Source organism: Rhodoferax sp., from assembly GCF_025354435.1.
Lineage (GTDB): Bacteria > Pseudomonadota > Gammaproteobacteria > Burkholderiales > Burkholderiaceae_C > Rhodoferax_B.
The window spans coordinates 16,779-33,370 of record NZ_JANXMU010000032.1 but is presented as its reverse complement, the minus strand read 5'-3'; the positions used below and the strand labels follow the sequence as shown (position 1 = coordinate 33,370).

The window sequence follows — 16,592 nt, the reverse complement described above, 5'->3', positions numbered from 1 at the left end:
TTTAGTGCGCAGCGGTAAAGGTGACGGCCGTGCCTTCGGCCAAACTGCCCAGGCTCCCCTGGATGACCTGCGCGCCATCGGCCAGCCCGGTCACCGCCACCATGGTTTCCGTGCCAACCTGGCCACGCAGGCCGGGCACCACAGTCTTGTGCACCACCCGGTGGTTTTCCACCACCTGCACGTAGGGCAAGGGTTTGTCGGTGCGCAGCGCACTCACCGGCATGGCCAGCGCCGAGGTTTGCCCCGTACCCAGCGTGCCCTCGGCAAACAGGCCCTGGCGCAGGCCGGGCACTGCGTCCACGGCCAGGTACACCAGCACGCTGCGGCTGCCCGCCTGGGTGCTGGGGTTGATGCGCACCACGGTGGCGGCAATCTGGGTATCGGAGGCGCTGCCCTCGATGTGCAATTGCGCCTTCTGGCCGACCCGCAAGGCCACCGCGTCGGCCGCACTGACCGAGGCCTCCAGCTCCATGCGGCGGATGTCCACAATCTCCAGCACCCGGGTGTCCAGGGCCACGCGTTCACCGGGCTGGGCTAGGCGCTGCGCGATCAGCCCCGAGATGGGTGCGCGCAGCACCGCGTCGTCTACGGTTTGGCGCGCCACGGCAGCCGCGGCCAGGGCTGCACGGTGAGTGGACTGGGCGGCATTCAGCGTGGCCTGCGAGGCATCCAGCGCGGTTTTGGAGATGAAGCCTTGGTCTACCAGCGCCTGGTTGTTGGCAAATTGGCGCTGGGCAATGTCGATCTGCGCCTTGGCTGCACCGGCTTGTTCCAGGGCCTGCTGCAGGCGGGCTTGTACTTCGGTGGGCGCGATGCGGGCCAGCACCTGCCCGGCTTGCACGCTGTCGCCCTCGCGTACCCTCAGGCCTTGCAGTTCCCCGGCTACGCGGGCCTTGACCACGGCGGAATTGGCGGCCTTCAGCGCCCCGGAGATCGGCAGGCCCTGGGCCAGATTGCGGGTTTGTGCCAGCACCACGTCGCTGTGGGCCAGCTCGACGGCATTGGCGGGTTTGGCTTGCGCGGCGGCGGCGACCGTGGCCTGTTGCTGCTGGCGGGTATGTACGGCGCGGGCAACACCGCCGGCCAACAACACGGTGACCACGGCCACGGCCGCCCACTGCTTCCAGGTCGTCATAGTGGCGAGGTCCGTGGGCGCAGCCCATTGAGAAGGATGTGGAGCTGCGAGGCCAGGTACGCCTGCGGGTCCAGCGCTGCGGGCGCGCACGGATGGTTGACCGGGGAGTGTTTCCACATGGCCAGAAAAATTAGTGGTGCGGTGACGCTGTAGGTGGCCAGTTCCGTGTTGATTGGGGCGAATTCGCCGCTGTCGATGCCGCGCTGCAGAATGCGCTGTATCAGCCCCTGGTAGGGCAGGGCGACCTCGGTTTGGTAGAACGCGGCCATTTCGGGAAAGTTGTGCGCCTCGGTCAGCATCAGCTTGGTCATGCCCGATGCCTGGGTGTCGCCCACGCGCTCCCACCAGCTCAGCATGCCGTGGCGCAGCAGGTCGGCGCTGCTGCCGGTGAAATCGTCTACCTCGGCGCTCCACTCAAAAAACCGGGCCGACAGGCTTTGCCGCACCACGGCTTTGAACAGCTCTTCCTTGCTGGGAAAGTACAGGAACAACGTGCCCTTGGACACCCCGGCGCGCTGGGCTACTTCTTCCACCCGGGTGGCGGCAAAGCCTTTTTCCACAAACAGGTCCAGCGCCGCTGCCAGCAATTCCCCCGGCCGCGCTTCCTTGCGGCGCGCACGCTTGGCCTGGGGTTCCGCTGTGGGTGGATGTGTCTGGATGGGCATGGTGTTACTGACTGACGGGTTATTAATATAGCCCGTGCGTTGGGCTCCCGTCAATACGGGGGGGCATTAGCCCATCACGGTCTGGCCACCAGCAACCCTAGCCACTCGCGCAGCACCTCGCGGGACGACTGCAGGCCGTGGGCGGTGGGTAGCCATTCCAACAGGCTGCGCTGCTGCGGCAAGGTAAAGCCGGTGGGCGCGGGGGTCACGGTAAACCCGGCCCGCTCAAAAGCCAACTGCGCACGCGGCATGTGCCAGGCCTGGGTCACCAGGGCGATGCGCTGCACGCCGTCACGTGCCAGCAGGGTGTGCAGTTGGACCGCGTTTTCTGCCGTGTCGCGCGACTGGTCGTCCACCCAGCGCAACGCTAGGCCGTAGTCTTGAGCCACGGTGGCGCGGGCTGCCGCCCCTTCAGATGCTGTGGCCGTGCCGCTGTTGGCCCAGCCCACGCCCCCGGCAAAGGCCAGCGGCAACTGCGACTGGCGGGCCAGCCACACGCCGTAGCGCAGGCGCATCGCCGTGTCCGCCGTGGGCTGGGCCGCCCCGTACTCGGGCGCAAACGCCTGCACGCCGCCGCCCAGCACTACCACCGCCTGCACCTGGCGCGCCTGCAGCGCCGCAACGGCCGTGGCCGGGGGCAGGGCGGACACCTGCGGCAGGATGTGCAGCGCCAGCCACACAGCTACCGCGTTGCAGCCCAGCAGCCACAACCCGCCCAGCGCCACCACACAGAGCACGCCACCCAGTACTTTTTTACGCCAAACCAGCAGCAGTCCCAGCAACGCCAGCAGCAGCGGGGCTGCAGGTGGCAAGACCAGTGCGGTCAACAGGGGTTTGAATTCGCCTAATTCCATATACTCACTTTTTGATAACTGCTTGCGTAGAGGGTATATGCGCTAAAGCCGGTTTTTGTTTAAAACTTGTTGCTATCAACCAAACCCGTGCAGTTGGAACGATCCTCTGCGCAAACACCGCAGAACTGGCTCGGCCAGGCTGTTGTATTGGCTTTTTACGCCAAGACGGGGAGTGGCGCAAAGTGTTTGCACACAGCCTGGAGGTAAGTGTATTTAGGTAAAGTTGAAGACAATATGAGTGTACAAGTCCGTACTCCTAAAAAAGGAGTACAAGGCAGCCTATGCAAAACACGTCCTTCTCTACTACCTCTGCACCCAGCCCTCGCCAAGTGATTACCCTAGGAGGCGGATGTTTTTGGTGTACGGAGGCGGTGTTTGTGAAGGTGCAGGGCATCACCGATGTAGAAAGCGGCTACTGCAATGGCCAGGCCAAGAACCCCAGCTACGAAGAAGTATGCAGCGGCGAAACCGGCCATAACGAAGTCGTGCGGCTGGAGTTTGACCCGCAGCAGATCAGCCTGCGCGAGATTCTGGAAGTCTTTTTTGTCATACACGACCCGACCACGCTGAACCAGCAGGGCCACGACGTGGGCACGCAGTACCGCAGTGGCATCTACACCAGCACGCCCGAGCAATTGGAGGTGATAAACACCGTGCTGGCCGAGATAGCGGTCAGCGGTACCTACCGCAAGCCGGTCGTCACCGAGGTGCAGCCGCTGACCAACTACTGGCCCGCCGAGGCCTACCACCAGGATTACTTCGAGAACCACCCGCACCAAGGCTACTGCCTGATGGTGGCTGCGCCCAAGGTGGAAAAGTTTCGCAAGACCTTCGCCAATCTGGTCAAACATTGACCATCTTTTAAGCCTCTGGCGTAGGTACTACCTGCACAAGCTGCTATAAAAAATGTAGTTTTTCTACATTCGGCGGCGTATGCTCTGCCGCATGCTGCGCCTAACCCAAGCCCCGAATCTCGCCATCGCCACGCTGTGGGTCGATGCGTTGCAGTTTGAAGGTATTGCCGCCAGCGTGCAGCGCCAGTACCTGGCCGGCATTGCCGGAGATTTACCACCCGACCAGTGCCTGCCCGAGGTCTGGATCCACCACCCCACCCAGGAAGCCCGTGCCCGTACCCTCTTGCACCATCTGCAAAACGTGCCCCAGCACCGCTGGCTGTGCGCCTGCGGTGAGCTGGTGGAGGGTGGGTTTGAACAGTGCTGGCACTGTGCGGCCTGGATGCCTGCTTGAAAAATAGAGAAATGAACATTCCCCAACACAGCCCCGCCGCCGAGCGCAACCTGGCGCCCATCCTGACCGTTCTGCAGCGCGTCTTGCCCGCCCATGGCACAGCGTTGGAAATCGCCAGCGGCACCGGCCAGCACGTCGCCGGTTTTGCCCAGGGCCTGCCCGGCTGGACCTGGCAGCCCAGCGATGCGCAGGACGATGCCTTTGGTTCCATTGCCTATTGGTGTGCGCAAGCTGCGGTGGCGAATGTGCTGCCGCCTGTGCGGCTGGATGTGCTGGCCCAGTGGCCGCCGGTGGGCAAATTTGATGCCATCTACTGCGCCAACATGCTGCACATCTCACCCTGGGCTACCTGCGCGGCGTTGATGCAAGGTGCCGCCCAGCATTTGGCACCGCAGGGCGTGCTCATTACCTATGGCCCCTACCTGGAGCGCGGTGTGCCCACGTCGCCGGGCAACTTGGACTTTGATGCCGACCTTCGCCAGCGCGACCCTGCCTGGAGCATCCGCCAGCTAGATGACGTGGTGCAGCAGGCGGCGCTGGTGGGCTTGGCGATGCGGGAGCGGGTGGCCATGCCCGCCAACAACCTGCTGCTGGTCTTTAGTTCTTCTGCAAACCCGCCACCAGTGCGGTGATGTTGTGGCGCGCCATCTTCAAATAGCTAGCACCGGGCTGGTCGGGGGCCGATAACGCGTCGGCGTACAAGGTGTCACCGGGGACTACGTTGGCTTCTTTGGACAACTGCGCCAGCAACTTGGGGTTGGCCATATTCTCTAGAAACACCGCCTTGATCTTCTCGCGCTGGATCTGGCGGATCAGGCTGGCGACCTGCTTGGCGCTGGCTTCACCGTCGGTAGACACGCCTTGCGGGGCCAGAAATTTCAGCTGGTAGTGGGCTGCGAAATAGCCGAACGCGTCGTGCGAGGTGATTACTTTGCGCTTGTCGGCGGGCACGGCGGCAAACTGGGTCACGGCCCAGGTGTCCAGCGCTTGCAGTTCGGCCACATAGGCGCTGGTGTTGGCCTGGTAGGTGGCGGCTCCGGCGGGGTCGAGCTGCTCTAGCGCCTTGCGGATGTTGTTGACGTAGAAGACCACGTTGGTCGGGTTTTGCCAGGCATGCGGGTCGGTGATGACGCGGCCATCGTCTTCCATCTTGCGCGGCTGCACGCCGGTGGAGGCGATCACGCTGGCACCCTTGTAGCCGGCGGATTTCACCAGTTTGCCCATCCAGGGCTCAAATCCCAGGCCATTGGTCACCACCAGTTTGGACTGCAGGATGGCCTTGGCATCGGCCGGCTTGGGCTCGAACACATGGGCATCTTCGTTGGGGCCGACCAGGGCCGTCACGGCCACCCGGTCGCCGCCCACCACCTTCACCAGGTCGCCCAGGATGCTGAAACTGGTGGTGACGGGGATGGGTGTCTGGGCCGAAGCTCCGAACGACGCGGCCGCGGCCAGCGCCGCTAATACGACGGATAGGCGTTTGAACAACATGGAAATACTCCTTTAAGAAAATCGGGTTTTGCGCAGGCTGGGCAGCCAGCCCCTTGGCGCGCACAGCAGCGACAGGGCGTACAAACTCCCGGCGCAAACGATCACGGTGGGGCCGCTGGCGGTGTCCAGGTGGTAAGACAGCAGCAGGCCGACATAGCTGGCCAGGGCGGCCTGGGCTACGGCGTTGAGCATCTGCGCGGGCAGGGTGTCGTGCCACAGGCGGGCCGACACGGCGGGCAGCATCATGATGCCCACGGCCATCAGCGTGCCCAAGGTCTGGAAGCCCGCGACCAGGTTCAAAACGACGAGCAGCAAAAAGCCCTGCTGCACCACGGCGGCCTTGCGGCCACTGGCGCTTTGCAGGTAGGCCGGATCGAAACTCTCCAGCAAAAATGCCCGGTAAAACAGCGCCAGCGCGCCCACGGTGATGGTGGCCACACCGGCCACCAGCGTCAGCCCGCTGGCATCCACGCCCAGCGCGCTACCAAACAAAATGTGCAGCAAATCCAGCTGCGAGCCGCGGCGCGACACCAGCATCACGCCCAACGCCAGCGACACCAGGTACAGCGCGGCCAGACTCGCGTCTTCGCGCAGCACCGTGGCGCGGCTGACCAGACCCGACACCGCCGCCACCAGCATGCCCGCCAGCAGCCCGCCCACTGTCATGGCGATGGCAGACAGGCCAAAGAACATGAAGCCCAGCGCCACGCCGGGCAGGATGGCGTGGCTGAGTGCCTCGCCAAACAGGCTCATGCGGCGCAGCGTCAACAGCACCCCCAACGGAGCCGCGCCCAGGGCCAGCGCCAAGGCGGAGACGAGTGCGCGGCGCATGAACAGGAAGTCGGCAAACGGGGCAATCGCCAGGTCGTAAAAATGTTGCATGGGTTCAAGCTGCATGGAGATGGTCGTCCCAGCTTTCGCCCAGCAACCGGGCTTGTCCCAAGTGTTGCGGAGTCAAGACTTCGGCGGTGTCGCCCCAGGCCACCACGCCGCGCGCCAGCAGCAGGGTCTGCGGAAAGTGTTGGTGCACCTGGCTGTGGTCGTGCAGCACCGCAATCACCGTGCGCTGGCGGGCGTGCCAGTCGGCCACCAGGGCCAGCAGCTCGGCGGTGGTTTTGCTGTCGATGGCGTTGAAGGGTTCGTCCAACAGGATCAAATCTGCGTCCTGCAGCAGCAGCCGCGCAAACAGCACCCGCTGGAACTGCCCGGCCGACAAGGCGCTGATGGGCCGTTGCGCAAACCCGCACAGGCCCACGGTGTGCAAGGCTGCATCTGCCTCGTCCAGCACCGCATTGCTCAGGCCACCCAGCGCGCCTGCCGCCTGCCAGGCCCCCAGCAATACGCAGTCGTGCACGGTGATGGGAAAGCTGCGGTCAATGGCCGACTGCTGTGGCAAATAGGCGATGCGCGAACGCGGGGTGTGCACCTGCAGGCTGCCCTGGGCGATGGGTAGCAGCGACAAGATGCTTTTCAGCAGCGTGCTTTTGCCCGCGCCGTTGGGCCCCACCACCGCCGTGAGTGAGCCGGGCGCAAAGCTGCCGCTGACCCCGTGCAGGGTGGGGCGGTCGCGGTAGGTGACGGTCAGGCCGTCCAACGTCACCATGGCCCAGATGCCCAGGCCACGGCCAGCCACAACACCACCAGGGCGGGGACGACGCGCAGCAGGCGGGCCGATGCGGACAAGGCCAAGAAGCGAGGACGGGATCTGGAGCGTGAAGGTGTTGTCATAGAGGCTGGGTAAAGTGTGGGTACGCCGCCGGTTTAGCGCGATAATGCAACCCAATTGCATCGAATTATATCGCAACAGTGTTGCGATAAATGGCTGCGAGAACCTTATGGCTGCATCTTTACCTTCCACTTCTTCAGACGACCTGCTGGTCGCCCACGGTCTGCGCCGTACCAATGCCGCCCGCTTGGTGGTGGACTGGCTGCGCGCCCACGCCGACACCCGCTGGACCCACGCGCAGCTGCAAGAGGCGCTGGCCCGTGAATCCAGTATTACCCTGGACCGCGTCACGCTTTACCGCCTGCTGGACCGCCTGTCCGAGGTCGGCCTGCTGCGCTGCAAGGTGGATGCCGAGCGCGTGCGCCACTACCAGGCCATTCTGGAAGACGTGCCTGCTGCACCGCATTTCGAATGCAACAACTGCCACCGCGACCTACCGCTGGAAGGCCAGATGGACAAAACCAACGCCGAGCTGGCCCAAGCCGCCATTGCTGCCATCCAGGCCCTCAAAACCCTGGGCCAGCAAAACGTCAGCGTGGACCTGGCGCTGCGCGGCATCTGCGGCGATTGCGCCCCCGCCAAGGGATTCCAGCGTTGATCCGCACCACGCAACTCGTTTACCGCTACCCCGGCGCAGCAAAGCTGGAATTCCCCGATACCGATATCCCCCAAGGCGGCGTGCTGCTGCTGCGCGGCCCGTCGGGCGCGGGTAAATCCACCTGGCTGGCGCTGGCTGCGGGTTTGCTGCGCCCCGCCAGCGGGCAGATCACAGTGGCGGACCAAGACCTGACTGCTATCCAAAAAATAGCTACCGATGCATGGCGGGCAAGCGCCATCGGCTTTTTGCCCCAAAAACTCTATTTGAGCGAAGCGCTCACCGTAGCCGGGAATCTGGCCATGGCGCAGTGGGCCGCTGGCGTGCCCGACGACCCGCAAGCCGTGCGCCGCACATTGGAAGCCCTGAGTCTGGCAGACCTGGCCGGCCGCAAGCCGCACCAGCTGTCTGGCGGCCAGGCCCAGCGCGTCGCCCTGGCCCGGGCCGTGCTGCTACAACCCAAAGTGATCCTGGCCGACGAGCCCACCGCCAGCCTGGACGACGAGGCCGCCCAATCCGCCTTGGCCTTGCTTCAAGCCTGTGCCCAGCGCTGCAACGCCACGCTGGTCATCGCCACCCACGATGCACGGGTGGGAGCAGCCCTGCCTGGCGTGTTTACATGCCAAATTGGCCTGTAGCGCATGCACTATATACACAAGTAGCTATGAAAATAATAGCAATTGCCTTTCGCTACCTGTGGTCACGCCCCCTGTCTGCCGCGCTGAATTTGCTGCTGCTGGCGCTGGGCCTGGCCAGCATCACCTTTGTGTGGATCACCAGCGAGCAGATGGACCGGGCTTTTGAGCGTGATCTGGCCGGGATCGACGCGGTGGTGGGTGCCAAAGGCAGCCCCATGCAGTTGATTCTGGCCGGCGTGTTCCACATCGACGTACCGCCGGGCAACATCCCTTTGGAGGCTGTGCAGCAGATCGAAAAAGATCCGCGCGTGGCCCAGCTCATCCCCATCAGCCTGGGCGATACCTTCCGGGGTTTTCGCATCGTCGGCACCAGCCCGGCCTACGCTGCGCATTACGGTGCCACCCTGGCCCAGGGCACACTGTGGACCCAGTCTATGCAGACCCTGGTGGGCGCGCAGGTCGCCAAAAACACCGGCTTGGCTGTCGGCAACACTTTCTACGGATCGCACGGCCTGGGCGGCACCGGCCACATCCACGGCGACTTTCCCTACACCGTCACCGGCGTGCTGGCCCCCTGCGGCTGCGTGTTGGACCGGCTGGTGCTGACCGCCACCGAATCGGTCTGGAAAGTGCACGAAAAGGCCACCGCACTGGACGACGAAGACCAGAAAATCCTGGAGCAGGAGCGTGAAATCACCCTGGCGCTGATCACCTATAAAAGCCCGCTGGCCGCCGTGACCTTTCCGCGCTTCATCAACACCACCACCGAGATGCAGGCCGCTGCGCCCGCCGTGGAAATCACCCGCCTGCTGCGCATGGTGGGCGTGGGCACCGACGTGCTGCGCGGCTTTGGCGCGGTGCTGCTGCTGACGGCGGGCCTGAGCGTCTTCATCGCCCTGTGGAACGCCGTGCGTGAGCGCCGCGCCGACCTGGCCATGCTGCGCATGCTGGGCGCGTCCCCTTTCAAAGTGGCTGGACTGGTGCTCTGTGAGGCCTTGCTGCTGGCCGCCATGGCCACCGCCCTGGGGCTGTTGGGCGGGCATCTGCTGGCAGGCCTGGTGGGCACCTGGCTGCAGGCCGAACGCTCGCTGCCGCTGACCGGCTGGATCTGGTTGCCCAGTGAGTGGTGGGTGCTGCTGCTGGGCGCAGTGGTCGCCACCCTGGCCGCCGCGCTGCCCGCCTGGGAGGCCTACCGTCTGGACGTAACCACCTTGCTCAACCACCGTTAACCGGAAATTCCATGACCAAAACCCTCGCCGCCTTGCTCCTCTCCAGCCTGTTCGCCGTCAGCGCCATCGCTGCCGAGAGCGCCCAGGACACCAAAGAAGACGTCGCCCGCCACCGCGCCATCGCCGCCGCCCACGAAGACGCCGCCAAATGCCGAGAAGCGGGTAAAGACGAAGAGTTGTGCCTGAAAGCCCTGCAAGCGGCTTGCAAGGGCATTGCGATTGGCAAATACTGCGGAATGAAGCATGAACACTAGGCCCGTGGAGCACAGTATGAAATTTGCATCCGTTCTCGCAGCCTGTGTTGTCGCCGCGGGCAGCGTTTGCGCCCAGCCCATTGATTTGCCCGCAGGCTCCGGCCCCGGTTTCCATAGCCCGAACAGCCCGTTCGCGCCGCTGTCCGAGCGGGCCGACGTGGTGCCGTGGTCGGTGCTCACGGCGGTCAAGACCAAGGCCATCAAGAACCGCATCCTGCCCAATTTTGGCCTGCCGCAGCTCGCACTGCACCAGAAAACCCAGCGCGTGCAGGGCTTCATGGTGCCGCTGGATGCGGGCGAAAAGCAAAAGCATTTCCTGCTCACCTCGGTACCCCTGACCTGCTCGTTCTGTCTGCCCGGCGGGCCGGAGAGCATGGTCGAGGTCAAGACCAAAACCCCGGTGAAGTACAGCCTGGAGCCGGTCATCGTGGAGGGCACGTTTGCGGTGCTGAACGATGACCAGTACGGGCTGTATTACCGGATGGTGGATGCGGTGAGCGTCAAATAAACCTCAGCCGGTATACAGCGTCACCGCCAGCAGCACATACAGCACGCCAAAGCACACCGGCACCCAGTTCTCCACGTGGGTCAGCGGCAGGTAGAGGCGGGCATTGCTGCCGCGGCCCAGGGCGGTCCATTCGGCGTCATAGGGGGCGACGGGCAGCATTTGCTCCAGGGCGTGGACCACCTTGAACTTGGCCGAATTGAGCTGGCGGTAGGAGTGCACCACCCGCCACCAGATGAAGCACAGCAGCACCACGGCCAGAAACGGGGCCAGCCCGGTGAGTGTGGGCTGCAGCACCTTTTCCTTCAGCATCACGGTGAAGGCGGTGATCAGCGCGGTGTGCACGCCCACAAAAAACGAATTGGCCAGCATGCGCCGGGCGCTGATGCGGTCGGCCATGTCGACGTACAGTTTGTACTGCTCGAACAGGTGCTTTTCGTACTCGGGCCCGTAAGCGGCTTTGGCCTGGCGCAGCAGATCCAGCGCGGCGGTAGCCATCTAGCACCCAATCACTTTGAACTCCACCCGGCGGTCCAGCGCGTCGGATGCATCATCCCGCCCGTTGCCCACCAGGGTCTGGCGCGAGCCCATGCCGTTGGCGATGCTGCGCTTGGCGAGAGCGGGGTTGGTGGCCTCCAACCGGGTTTTGACGTATTCGGCGCGCAGTTGCGACAGGCGCTCGTTCAGCGGTTCGGGACCGGTGGCGCTGGTGTGGCCGGTGATTTCCAGGCAGGCGGGGCTGGTGGCAGTTTGGGTGGCGATGGACTTGAGCCACAGCGGGTAGGCCTCGGTCTGGCGGTTGTCTGTACCGAAAGCGGTGGACCCTGGGCGGAACAAGAACTTCACCGCCAGGCGTTTTTGCGCCAGGCCAAAGTCCACGATCTTGCCGAAGGCGGCCTCGGCCCGGTCGCGTCGCCCCAGCTTCCACTGGGCCAGGTAGATGCCGTTGTAGACCCGGAACTGATCGCCTGCCGCCGTGTGCTGGGCGCTGGTGTACAAGTCCAGCGCCTCCTGGTAGCGGCCCGCGTCGTAGGCCTCCATGGCTTCGGCTACCTGGGCGGCGGCGACGATGCGCTCGGTGTACAGGGCGTTGATGGGGTCGCCCGCCCGCGTGCCCAGGCAGGTGCGGATGTAGCCCAGCGTGGCAGGGTCTTCGGTCCAGGCGGGCGCGTCGCGAAAGCTGGCCAGCGGGGTGCTGTCCACGCCCTCGGGTTTGGAAAACGCCAGGCCCTTGCTGACCAGTTTGCCGGTCTTCAGGTCGGCCAGCGCAAAGCAGATGCGGTAGGCCTCGCGCACGCCCGCACTTTGCCGCGCCGCGTTCACGCCGGTGAAGGTGCCTATCAGCACCAGCGGGCTGCGCGCCACATTGGCGGCGGTAAACGGCTGCAGGTCGAACTGCGGGTACTGCGCGCGGATCATGGCCTCCAGCCGCTGGCCCATGGAACGGGTGGCGTTGGACTGCGCCCCGGTCATGCCGTCCACCAGCGGGTCGATCACCACGGTGTAGCGCGGCGGGCCGGGCAGCTTGGCGTTGTTCAGCAGTGCGGTGGCGGCGCTGGTGACGGCCTCGTCATAGGGGAGGGTGGGGGGCGGTGGTGCAGGGGCGGCAGCCACGGGCACTGGAGCCGTCGCGGGGCCGGGTGGCGGCATGTTCGTGCAAGCGGCCAATAGGGCCAGGGCGAAAAGGGAGAGGCGTTGCATGGCTAGCACTCCTTGTTCAGAAAGGTCTGGTCTGCCGCCGACGGGGCCTCGCCCAGCCCCTGGCGCTCGTGGATGGCGTTACAGCGGGCGGGCAGCGGACGTTTGGCTGGAGTGGCGGGCGTTACAGGCGGTAGCTTGACGGTGGGCGTGGCGGCGATGACCACGGGCGTTGGGGCTGTAGAGGCCGTGAGGCTAGGCGGTTCGGCAATCACCGCGGCACTGGGGGTGCTGGTAGCCGGTGGGGTCGCCAGGGGCACCACTGCCTCGCGGCGTGCGACGGCGCCCACGCCCAGGTAGATGCCCACGGCCACCAGCAGCAGCGCCGTGGTCACCACCCAAGGTTTCCAAGGGGCGGATGATGGATGGGGTGGTTGTGGTGGCTCCACAGGGACGGCTGGGTCTTGCGGTATTACCGGCGGTGCGCCCAGTTTGTGGGCAATGTCGTCCAGCAGTTGCTGCAGGCCGATGGTGTCGTTAGTGCCGTCCCAGTCGACCAGGTCGGCGGCCTGCACTTCACGGAACCCGGCGGGCGGGCGCACGCGCTCCAGGAACACGGGGATGAGCCGCCCCAGCAGCCGCCCTTCGGTGGCTTCTTCGCAGACCCATTCGCTTTTGACGGAGTTATTCGACCACAGCACCAGCATGCAGCGCATGTTTTGCAGCTCCTGCTCCAAGAGGCTGCGCCAGGTCAGGCCCGCAGGCACGCGGCGGTCCCACCAGACGGACCAGCCCGCGCGCTCCAGGGCCTGCGCCAGTTGGCGCACCCGTGGGCGGTCTTTTTCGTTGTAGCTCAGGAAGATGTCGGCCATGACGTTCCCCGTGGCGATGGATGCCACCCGGCAGGCCGGGGGCAGCAAATATCTTGCCCCGGGTAGGAACAACAGGCAGTTTGTTTACATCTTCCGTTTACAAGCTTTTTAGGCCGCTAGCGCTTATTTCATCAGCACGAGAAGCTATACATTAGATAGCAAGCTGATTTACCAGCGGCTGGGACGACTTTGGGGGGCAAGCGCCTGAAAAACACCCGCTGAAGGTAACGACACCCCTTCCAGAGATACCGCAGAACTGGCTTTGCTAGTCTGCTGGTATTACCCCCCCTCGTATCTGTTTTTCCAACAGATACGAGGGGGCGTGGCGAAAGATGCAAAGCACCGCAGCCTGGGGGTGAGTCACATCCTCAGCAGGGCACACCCTTGCGTTCCACCAGCCAGGCGGGTGCGTCTTGCAAGGCTACGGGGCGCAGGAAGCGGTCTACCGCCGCATAGCCCACCGAGGTGGTGAAGGGCTGGGTGGAGGCCGGGAAGGGGCCGCCGTGGTGCTGCGCGCCGGTGACGGCCACGCCGGTGGGCACGCCCGCAAACAGCACGCGGCCGGCGACCTGGGTGGCGGCGCGGACCAGGTTGCGGGTGGACGCGTCTTCGGTCTCGGCACCCCACAGCGTGACGGTCAGCGTGCCGCCGATGGCGCGCAGCACGGCAATGGTTTCATCGACGGATGCCACGCGCACCACCAGGGCGGCGGAGCCAAACACTTCTTCGTGCAGCGCGTGGCTGGCGATGAAGTCGGCGGCCTGCACTTCGGCCAGGAAGGGGCGGGGCGTGACGGCTTCCGACACATCGGCTACCAGCGGGGTCAGGGCCGGGTCGGCGCGCCAGCGGGCCACGCCCTTGTCGAAGGTGGAGCGGATGGCGGATGACAGCATGGCGTGCGGCTGCAAGGCCTGCAGGGCCGCGGCAAAGGCGGTGATGAACGCATCGGAGGCGGCATCTTTTTGCACCAGGATGATGCCGGGGCTGGTGCAGAACTGGCCTGCGCCGACACAGATGGAACCGGCCAACGTGGCGGCTAGTTCGGTGCCGTTTTTAGCGGCAGCGGCGGGCAGCACCACCAGCGGGTTGACCGAGCCGAGTTCGCCGTAGAAAGGGATGGGGCGGGGGCGGTCGCCTGCGATCTTGGCCAGAGCGGTGCCGCCTTTGAACGAACCGGTAAAGGCTACAGCGGCGATGGCCGGGGCCTGCACCAGTTGCACGCCCACTTCTATGGAGCCGCCTTGCACAAAGCCGAACACGCCTGCGGGCAGGTTCTGTTCTGCCACCACGCGTTGTGCCAATGCGGCGGTTTGGCGCGACAGTTCAGGGTGTGCGGGGTGGCCTTTGACGACCACCGGGCAACCGGCGGCCAGCGCCGCAGCGGTATCGCCGCCGAGCACCGAGAAGGCAAACGGGAAGTTGCTGGCCGAGAACATTGCCACCGGACCTACCGGCACGCGCATGCGGGCCAGGTGCGGGCGGCCTGCGGGGGGCGGGCCGGCCACGGCCGCGTCGTCCACGTAGGCATGTACCGTGCCCGCATCCAGCACATCGGCAAAGCCGCGCAGTTGGAAGGTGGTGCGGTCGAGTTCGCCGTTCAGACGGCCCAGGCCCAGGCCGGTTTCGCGGTCGGCCAGGGCGACCAGGGTGGCACGCTCGGCCTCCAGGGCGGTGGACAGGGCGCGCAGCAGGCTGGCGCGCTGGGCGGCCGAGGTGGCGGCAAAGGCATCGGCCACTGCAGCGGCGGCGGCCACGGTCTGGTTAATGTCGGCCTGGGTGGATTCGGACCATTGCGCGCCGACGGCGGTGCCAGTACGGGCTTCGATAGATTGCAGCATGGAAGTGTTTCAGGTTGGTAGAGGAAAGGGAGCCGAGCCGATTTAGGTTGGAAGTAGCACTAAATCGTAACATCCTGTTGTGCATCCGGTGGATCACACGCCTGCAGACGGATTTCCGGCTAGGGGATGCTCTAATTGGGGCCAAAGTCACTTTAGGGAAGAGCATGGCTACGCAAGGATTTACCACCACCATCGTGCACGGCGACAAGGCCTTTGGGGTCGAGAACGGTGCGGTGCACATGCCCGTGCACACCTCGGTGCAGTACGGTTTTGACAAGGTCGAAGACTTGATCGGCGTGTTCCAGGGCACGCTCAAAGGCGCCTACAACTACGCCCGCCAAGGCACGCCCACCACCGCGGCGCTGGAAGCCAAGATCACCAAGATGGAAGACGGCCTGGGCAGCATCTGTTTTGCCACCGGCATGGGCGCGATCTGCGGCATCTTTTTGACCCTGCTGCGTGCGGGCGACCACCTGGTGGCCAGCCGTTACGTGTTTGGCAACACCAACAGCATCTTCGGCACGCTGCGCGGCCTGGGTATCGAAGTGACTACGGTGGATGCCACCGACGCCGCCGCCGTGGCCGCAGCCGTGCAGCCCAACACCCGCATGGTGTTCGTGGAAACCATCGCCAACCCCGGCACGCAGATTCCCGACTTTGTGGGTATTGATGCGGTGTGCAAAGCGCACGGTCTGGTCTACGTGGTCGACAACACCATCACCTCGCCGGTGCTGTTCAAGCCCAAGAGCGTGGGTGCCAGCCTGGTGGTCAACGCGCTGACCAAGACCATTGCGGGCCACGGCAGCGCGATGGGCGGCGCGGTAACCGACACCGGCCTGTTCGACTGGAGCAACTACCCCGCTATTTTTGCCAACTACCGCAAGGGCGACCCGCGCCAATGGGGCCTGCAGCAAATCCGCAAAAAAGGCCTGCGCGACATGGGTGCGTCCCTGATGAGCGAGCACGCCCACCAGATCGCTCTGGGTGCCGAAACCCTGGCTCTGCGTGTGGGGCATAGCAGCGCTACCGCGATGGCATTGGCGCAGTTTCTGGAAGCCCATCCGGCGGTCGTCAAGGTGCATTACCCGATGCTCGAATCGCACCCGCAGCACGCACAGGCGAAGGCGCATTTCAGCGCCGGATCGTGGTTGCTGTCATTTGAGCTGGCCGATGCCGATGCCTGCCTGGCCTTCATCAACCGCCTGCACATCCCCATCAAGGCCACCGGCCTGGCCGACACCCGCACGCTGATCATTCCCGTGGCCCCCACCATCTTCTGGGAAGCCGGTGCCGAGGTGCGCGCGCAAATGGGCATTGCCGACGGCCTGATCCGTCTGTCGGTGGGCCTGGAAGATGCCGCCGACCTGCTGGCCGACTTCGCACAAGCCCTGGCCTGATGCCCGCCCAGCCCAGCGGCCGTAAGGCCCTGCACGCCATCGCGGCCTTTGAGGCCCTCAAGGGCTTTGCCGCCCTGGCTGCCTTGCTGGGCCTGCTGGACCTGGTGCACCACGACGTGCGGCACCTGGCCATCGAGCTGATTGGCCGCTTCGGCCTGAACCCGGACGCGCGCTATCCGTCCCTGTTGCTGCACTACGCCGATTTGTTGCCGGGTGCGCACCTGCAGTCTCTGGTGCTGCTGGGGGTGTGCTACGTAGCGGTGCGGCTGGTGGAAGCCTACGGGCTGTGGTTTGACAAAACCTGGGGCGAGGTGCTGGCGGCGGTGTCGGGCGGCTTGTACATCCCGTTTGAAATCAGCCATTTGTGGCACCGTCCCACGGCCATCGCCGCCCTGGTGCTGGCCAGCAATGTGCTGCTGACCGGCTATCTGGTGTTTCGGCTGTGGCACCAGCGGCGGACGGCGGCGGGCCGGTGAATCCAAAAGGCGATTCGCGGCGTACTACCTG

The 16,592-nt window shown here is 64.9% G+C and carries 21 protein-coding genes; 10 read left to right on the top strand and 11 right to left on the bottom strand.

Annotation, left to right across the window (positions count from 1 at the left end):
- Position 1: 1 nt before the first annotated feature.
- From Q0T48_RS07885 to Q0T48_RS07875, 3 genes are all read right to left on the bottom strand, one after another.
- Positions 2-1,135, bottom strand: coding sequence for an efflux RND transporter periplasmic adaptor subunit (locus Q0T48_RS07885; protein ID WP_295954763.1), 1,134 nt, complete (start codon positions 1,133-1,135; stop codon positions 2-4).
- Positions 1,132-1,800 (bottom strand): TetR/AcrR family transcriptional regulator, encoded by a 669-nt coding sequence (locus Q0T48_RS07880; RefSeq protein WP_295954761.1) that lies wholly within the window; start codon positions 1,798-1,800, stop codon positions 1,132-1,134. Before Q0T48_RS07880 ends, Q0T48_RS07885 begins: the two co-directional genes overlap by 4 nt.
- A 74-nt stretch (positions 1,801-1,874) precedes the next feature.
- Positions 1,875-2,654, bottom strand: coding sequence for a YdcF family protein (locus Q0T48_RS07875; RefSeq protein ID WP_295954756.1), 780 nt, complete (start codon positions 2,652-2,654; stop codon positions 1,875-1,877).
- A 281-nt stretch (positions 2,655-2,935) separates the two neighbouring features.
- Between Q0T48_RS07875 and msrA the strand changes: the two genes are divergently transcribed.
- From msrA to Q0T48_RS07860, 3 genes are all read left to right on the top strand, one after another.
- The gene (msrA, locus tag Q0T48_RS07870) at positions 2,936-3,508 is read left to right on the top strand and encodes a peptide-methionine (S)-S-oxide reductase MsrA (RefSeq protein WP_295954754.1); all 573 of its coding nucleotides are present in this window, start codon (positions 2,936-2,938) and stop codon (positions 3,506-3,508) included.
- Between the two features lie 91 nt (positions 3,509-3,599).
- A complete protein-coding gene (locus Q0T48_RS07865) occupies positions 3,600-3,902 on the top strand; it encodes a DUF2007 domain-containing protein (RefSeq protein WP_295954751.1) in 303 nt (100 codons plus the stop codon).
- 11 nt (positions 3,903-3,913) lie between these two features.
- Complete coding sequence (locus Q0T48_RS07860; RefSeq protein WP_295954749.1) at positions 3,914-4,534, top strand: DUF938 domain-containing protein; 621 nt, start codon at positions 3,914-3,916, stop codon at positions 4,532-4,534.
- Here the strand turns inward: Q0T48_RS07860 and Q0T48_RS07855 are convergent.
- From Q0T48_RS07855 to Q0T48_RS07840, 4 genes are read right to left on the bottom strand one after another with little or no spacing between them, the layout of a single operon-like run.
- On the bottom strand, positions 4,500-5,393 hold the full coding sequence (locus tag Q0T48_RS07855; protein WP_295954747.1) for a metal ABC transporter substrate-binding protein: 894 nt from the start codon (positions 5,391-5,393) through the stop codon (positions 4,500-4,502). The genes Q0T48_RS07860 and Q0T48_RS07855 overlap by 35 nt on opposite strands.
- A 12-nt stretch (positions 5,394-5,405) precedes the next feature.
- Complete coding sequence (locus Q0T48_RS07850; protein WP_295954745.1) at positions 5,406-6,290, bottom strand: metal ABC transporter permease; 885 nt, start codon at positions 6,288-6,290, stop codon at positions 5,406-5,408.
- Positions 6,280-7,005 (bottom strand): metal ABC transporter ATP-binding protein, encoded by a 726-nt coding sequence (locus Q0T48_RS07845; RefSeq protein ID WP_295955202.1) that lies wholly within the window; start codon positions 7,003-7,005, stop codon positions 6,280-6,282. The genes Q0T48_RS07850 and Q0T48_RS07845 overlap by 11 nt, the downstream gene beginning before the upstream one ends.
- On the bottom strand, positions 6,990-7,121 hold the full coding sequence (locus Q0T48_RS07840; protein ID WP_295954743.1) for a hypothetical protein: 132 nt from the start codon (positions 7,119-7,121) through the stop codon (positions 6,990-6,992). The genes Q0T48_RS07845 and Q0T48_RS07840 overlap by 16 nt, the downstream gene beginning before the upstream one ends.
- A gap of 107 nt (positions 7,122-7,228) precedes the next feature.
- Between Q0T48_RS07840 and Q0T48_RS07835 the strand changes: the two genes are divergently transcribed.
- The 5 genes from Q0T48_RS07835 to Q0T48_RS07815 are packed head-to-tail and all read left to right on the top strand — an operon-like array spanning position 7,229 to position 10,343.
- A complete protein-coding gene (locus tag Q0T48_RS07835; protein ID WP_295954740.1) occupies positions 7,229-7,717 on the top strand; it encodes a Fur family transcriptional regulator in 489 nt (162 codons plus the stop codon).
- Complete coding sequence (locus tag Q0T48_RS07830) at positions 7,714-8,352, top strand: ATP-binding cassette domain-containing protein (protein WP_295954737.1); 639 nt, start codon at positions 7,714-7,716, stop codon at positions 8,350-8,352. Before Q0T48_RS07835 ends, Q0T48_RS07830 begins: the two co-directional genes overlap by 4 nt.
- Positions 8,353-8,378: 26 nt before the next feature.
- Positions 8,379-9,581, top strand: coding sequence for an FtsX-like permease family protein (locus Q0T48_RS07825; RefSeq protein ID WP_295954735.1), 1,203 nt, complete (start codon positions 8,379-8,381; stop codon positions 9,579-9,581).
- 11 nt (positions 9,582-9,592) lie between these two features.
- Complete coding sequence (locus Q0T48_RS07820) at positions 9,593-9,835, top strand: hypothetical protein (RefSeq protein WP_295954733.1); 243 nt, start codon at positions 9,593-9,595, stop codon at positions 9,833-9,835.
- Positions 9,836-9,851: 16 nt separating this feature from the next.
- Positions 9,852-10,343, top strand: a complete 492-nt coding sequence (locus Q0T48_RS07815) for a DUF3299 domain-containing protein (protein WP_295954731.1) — start codon at positions 9,852-9,854, stop codon at positions 10,341-10,343.
- Positions 10,344-10,346: 3 nt separating this feature from the next.
- On the opposite strand, the gene Q0T48_RS07810 is transcribed toward Q0T48_RS07815, so the two are convergent.
- The 4 genes from Q0T48_RS07810 to Q0T48_RS07795 all read right to left on the bottom strand — a co-directional run bounded on the left by Q0T48_RS07810 (position 10,347) and on the right by Q0T48_RS07795 (position 14,688).
- Positions 10,347-10,838, bottom strand: coding sequence for a hypothetical protein (locus Q0T48_RS07810; RefSeq protein WP_295954728.1), 492 nt, complete (start codon positions 10,836-10,838; stop codon positions 10,347-10,349).
- Positions 10,839-12,041: an OmpA family protein gene (locus Q0T48_RS07805; protein ID WP_295954725.1), complete on the bottom strand. Its 1,203-nt coding sequence runs from the start codon at positions 12,039-12,041 to the stop codon at positions 10,839-10,841.
- A gap of 2 nt (positions 12,042-12,043) precedes the next feature.
- Positions 12,044-12,898 carry a TIR domain-containing protein gene (locus Q0T48_RS07800; protein ID WP_295954722.1) on the bottom strand — a complete coding sequence of 285 codons (855 nt, stop codon included), beginning with the start codon at positions 12,896-12,898 and terminating at the stop codon, positions 12,044-12,046.
- 320 nt (positions 12,899-13,218) lie between these two features.
- Complete coding sequence (locus tag Q0T48_RS07795; RefSeq protein WP_295954717.1) at positions 13,219-14,688, bottom strand: aldehyde dehydrogenase (NADP(+)); 1,470 nt, start codon at positions 14,686-14,688, stop codon at positions 13,219-13,221.
- A gap of 164 nt (positions 14,689-14,852) precedes the next feature.
- Here Q0T48_RS07795 and Q0T48_RS07790 point away from each other — a divergent pair, with 164 nt between their 5' ends.
- Together Q0T48_RS07790 and Q0T48_RS07785 are read left to right on the top strand one after the other, a co-directional pair.
- On the top strand, positions 14,853-16,085 hold the full coding sequence (locus Q0T48_RS07790) for a cystathionine gamma-synthase family protein (protein WP_295954714.1): 1,233 nt from the start codon (positions 14,853-14,855) through the stop codon (positions 16,083-16,085).
- Positions 16,085-16,561: a DUF2127 domain-containing protein gene (locus Q0T48_RS07785; RefSeq protein ID WP_295954711.1), complete on the top strand. Its 477-nt coding sequence runs from the start codon at positions 16,085-16,087 to the stop codon at positions 16,559-16,561. The genes Q0T48_RS07790 and Q0T48_RS07785 overlap by 1 nt, the downstream gene beginning before the upstream one ends.
- The last annotated feature ends 31 nt before the right edge of the window (positions 16,562-16,592 follow it).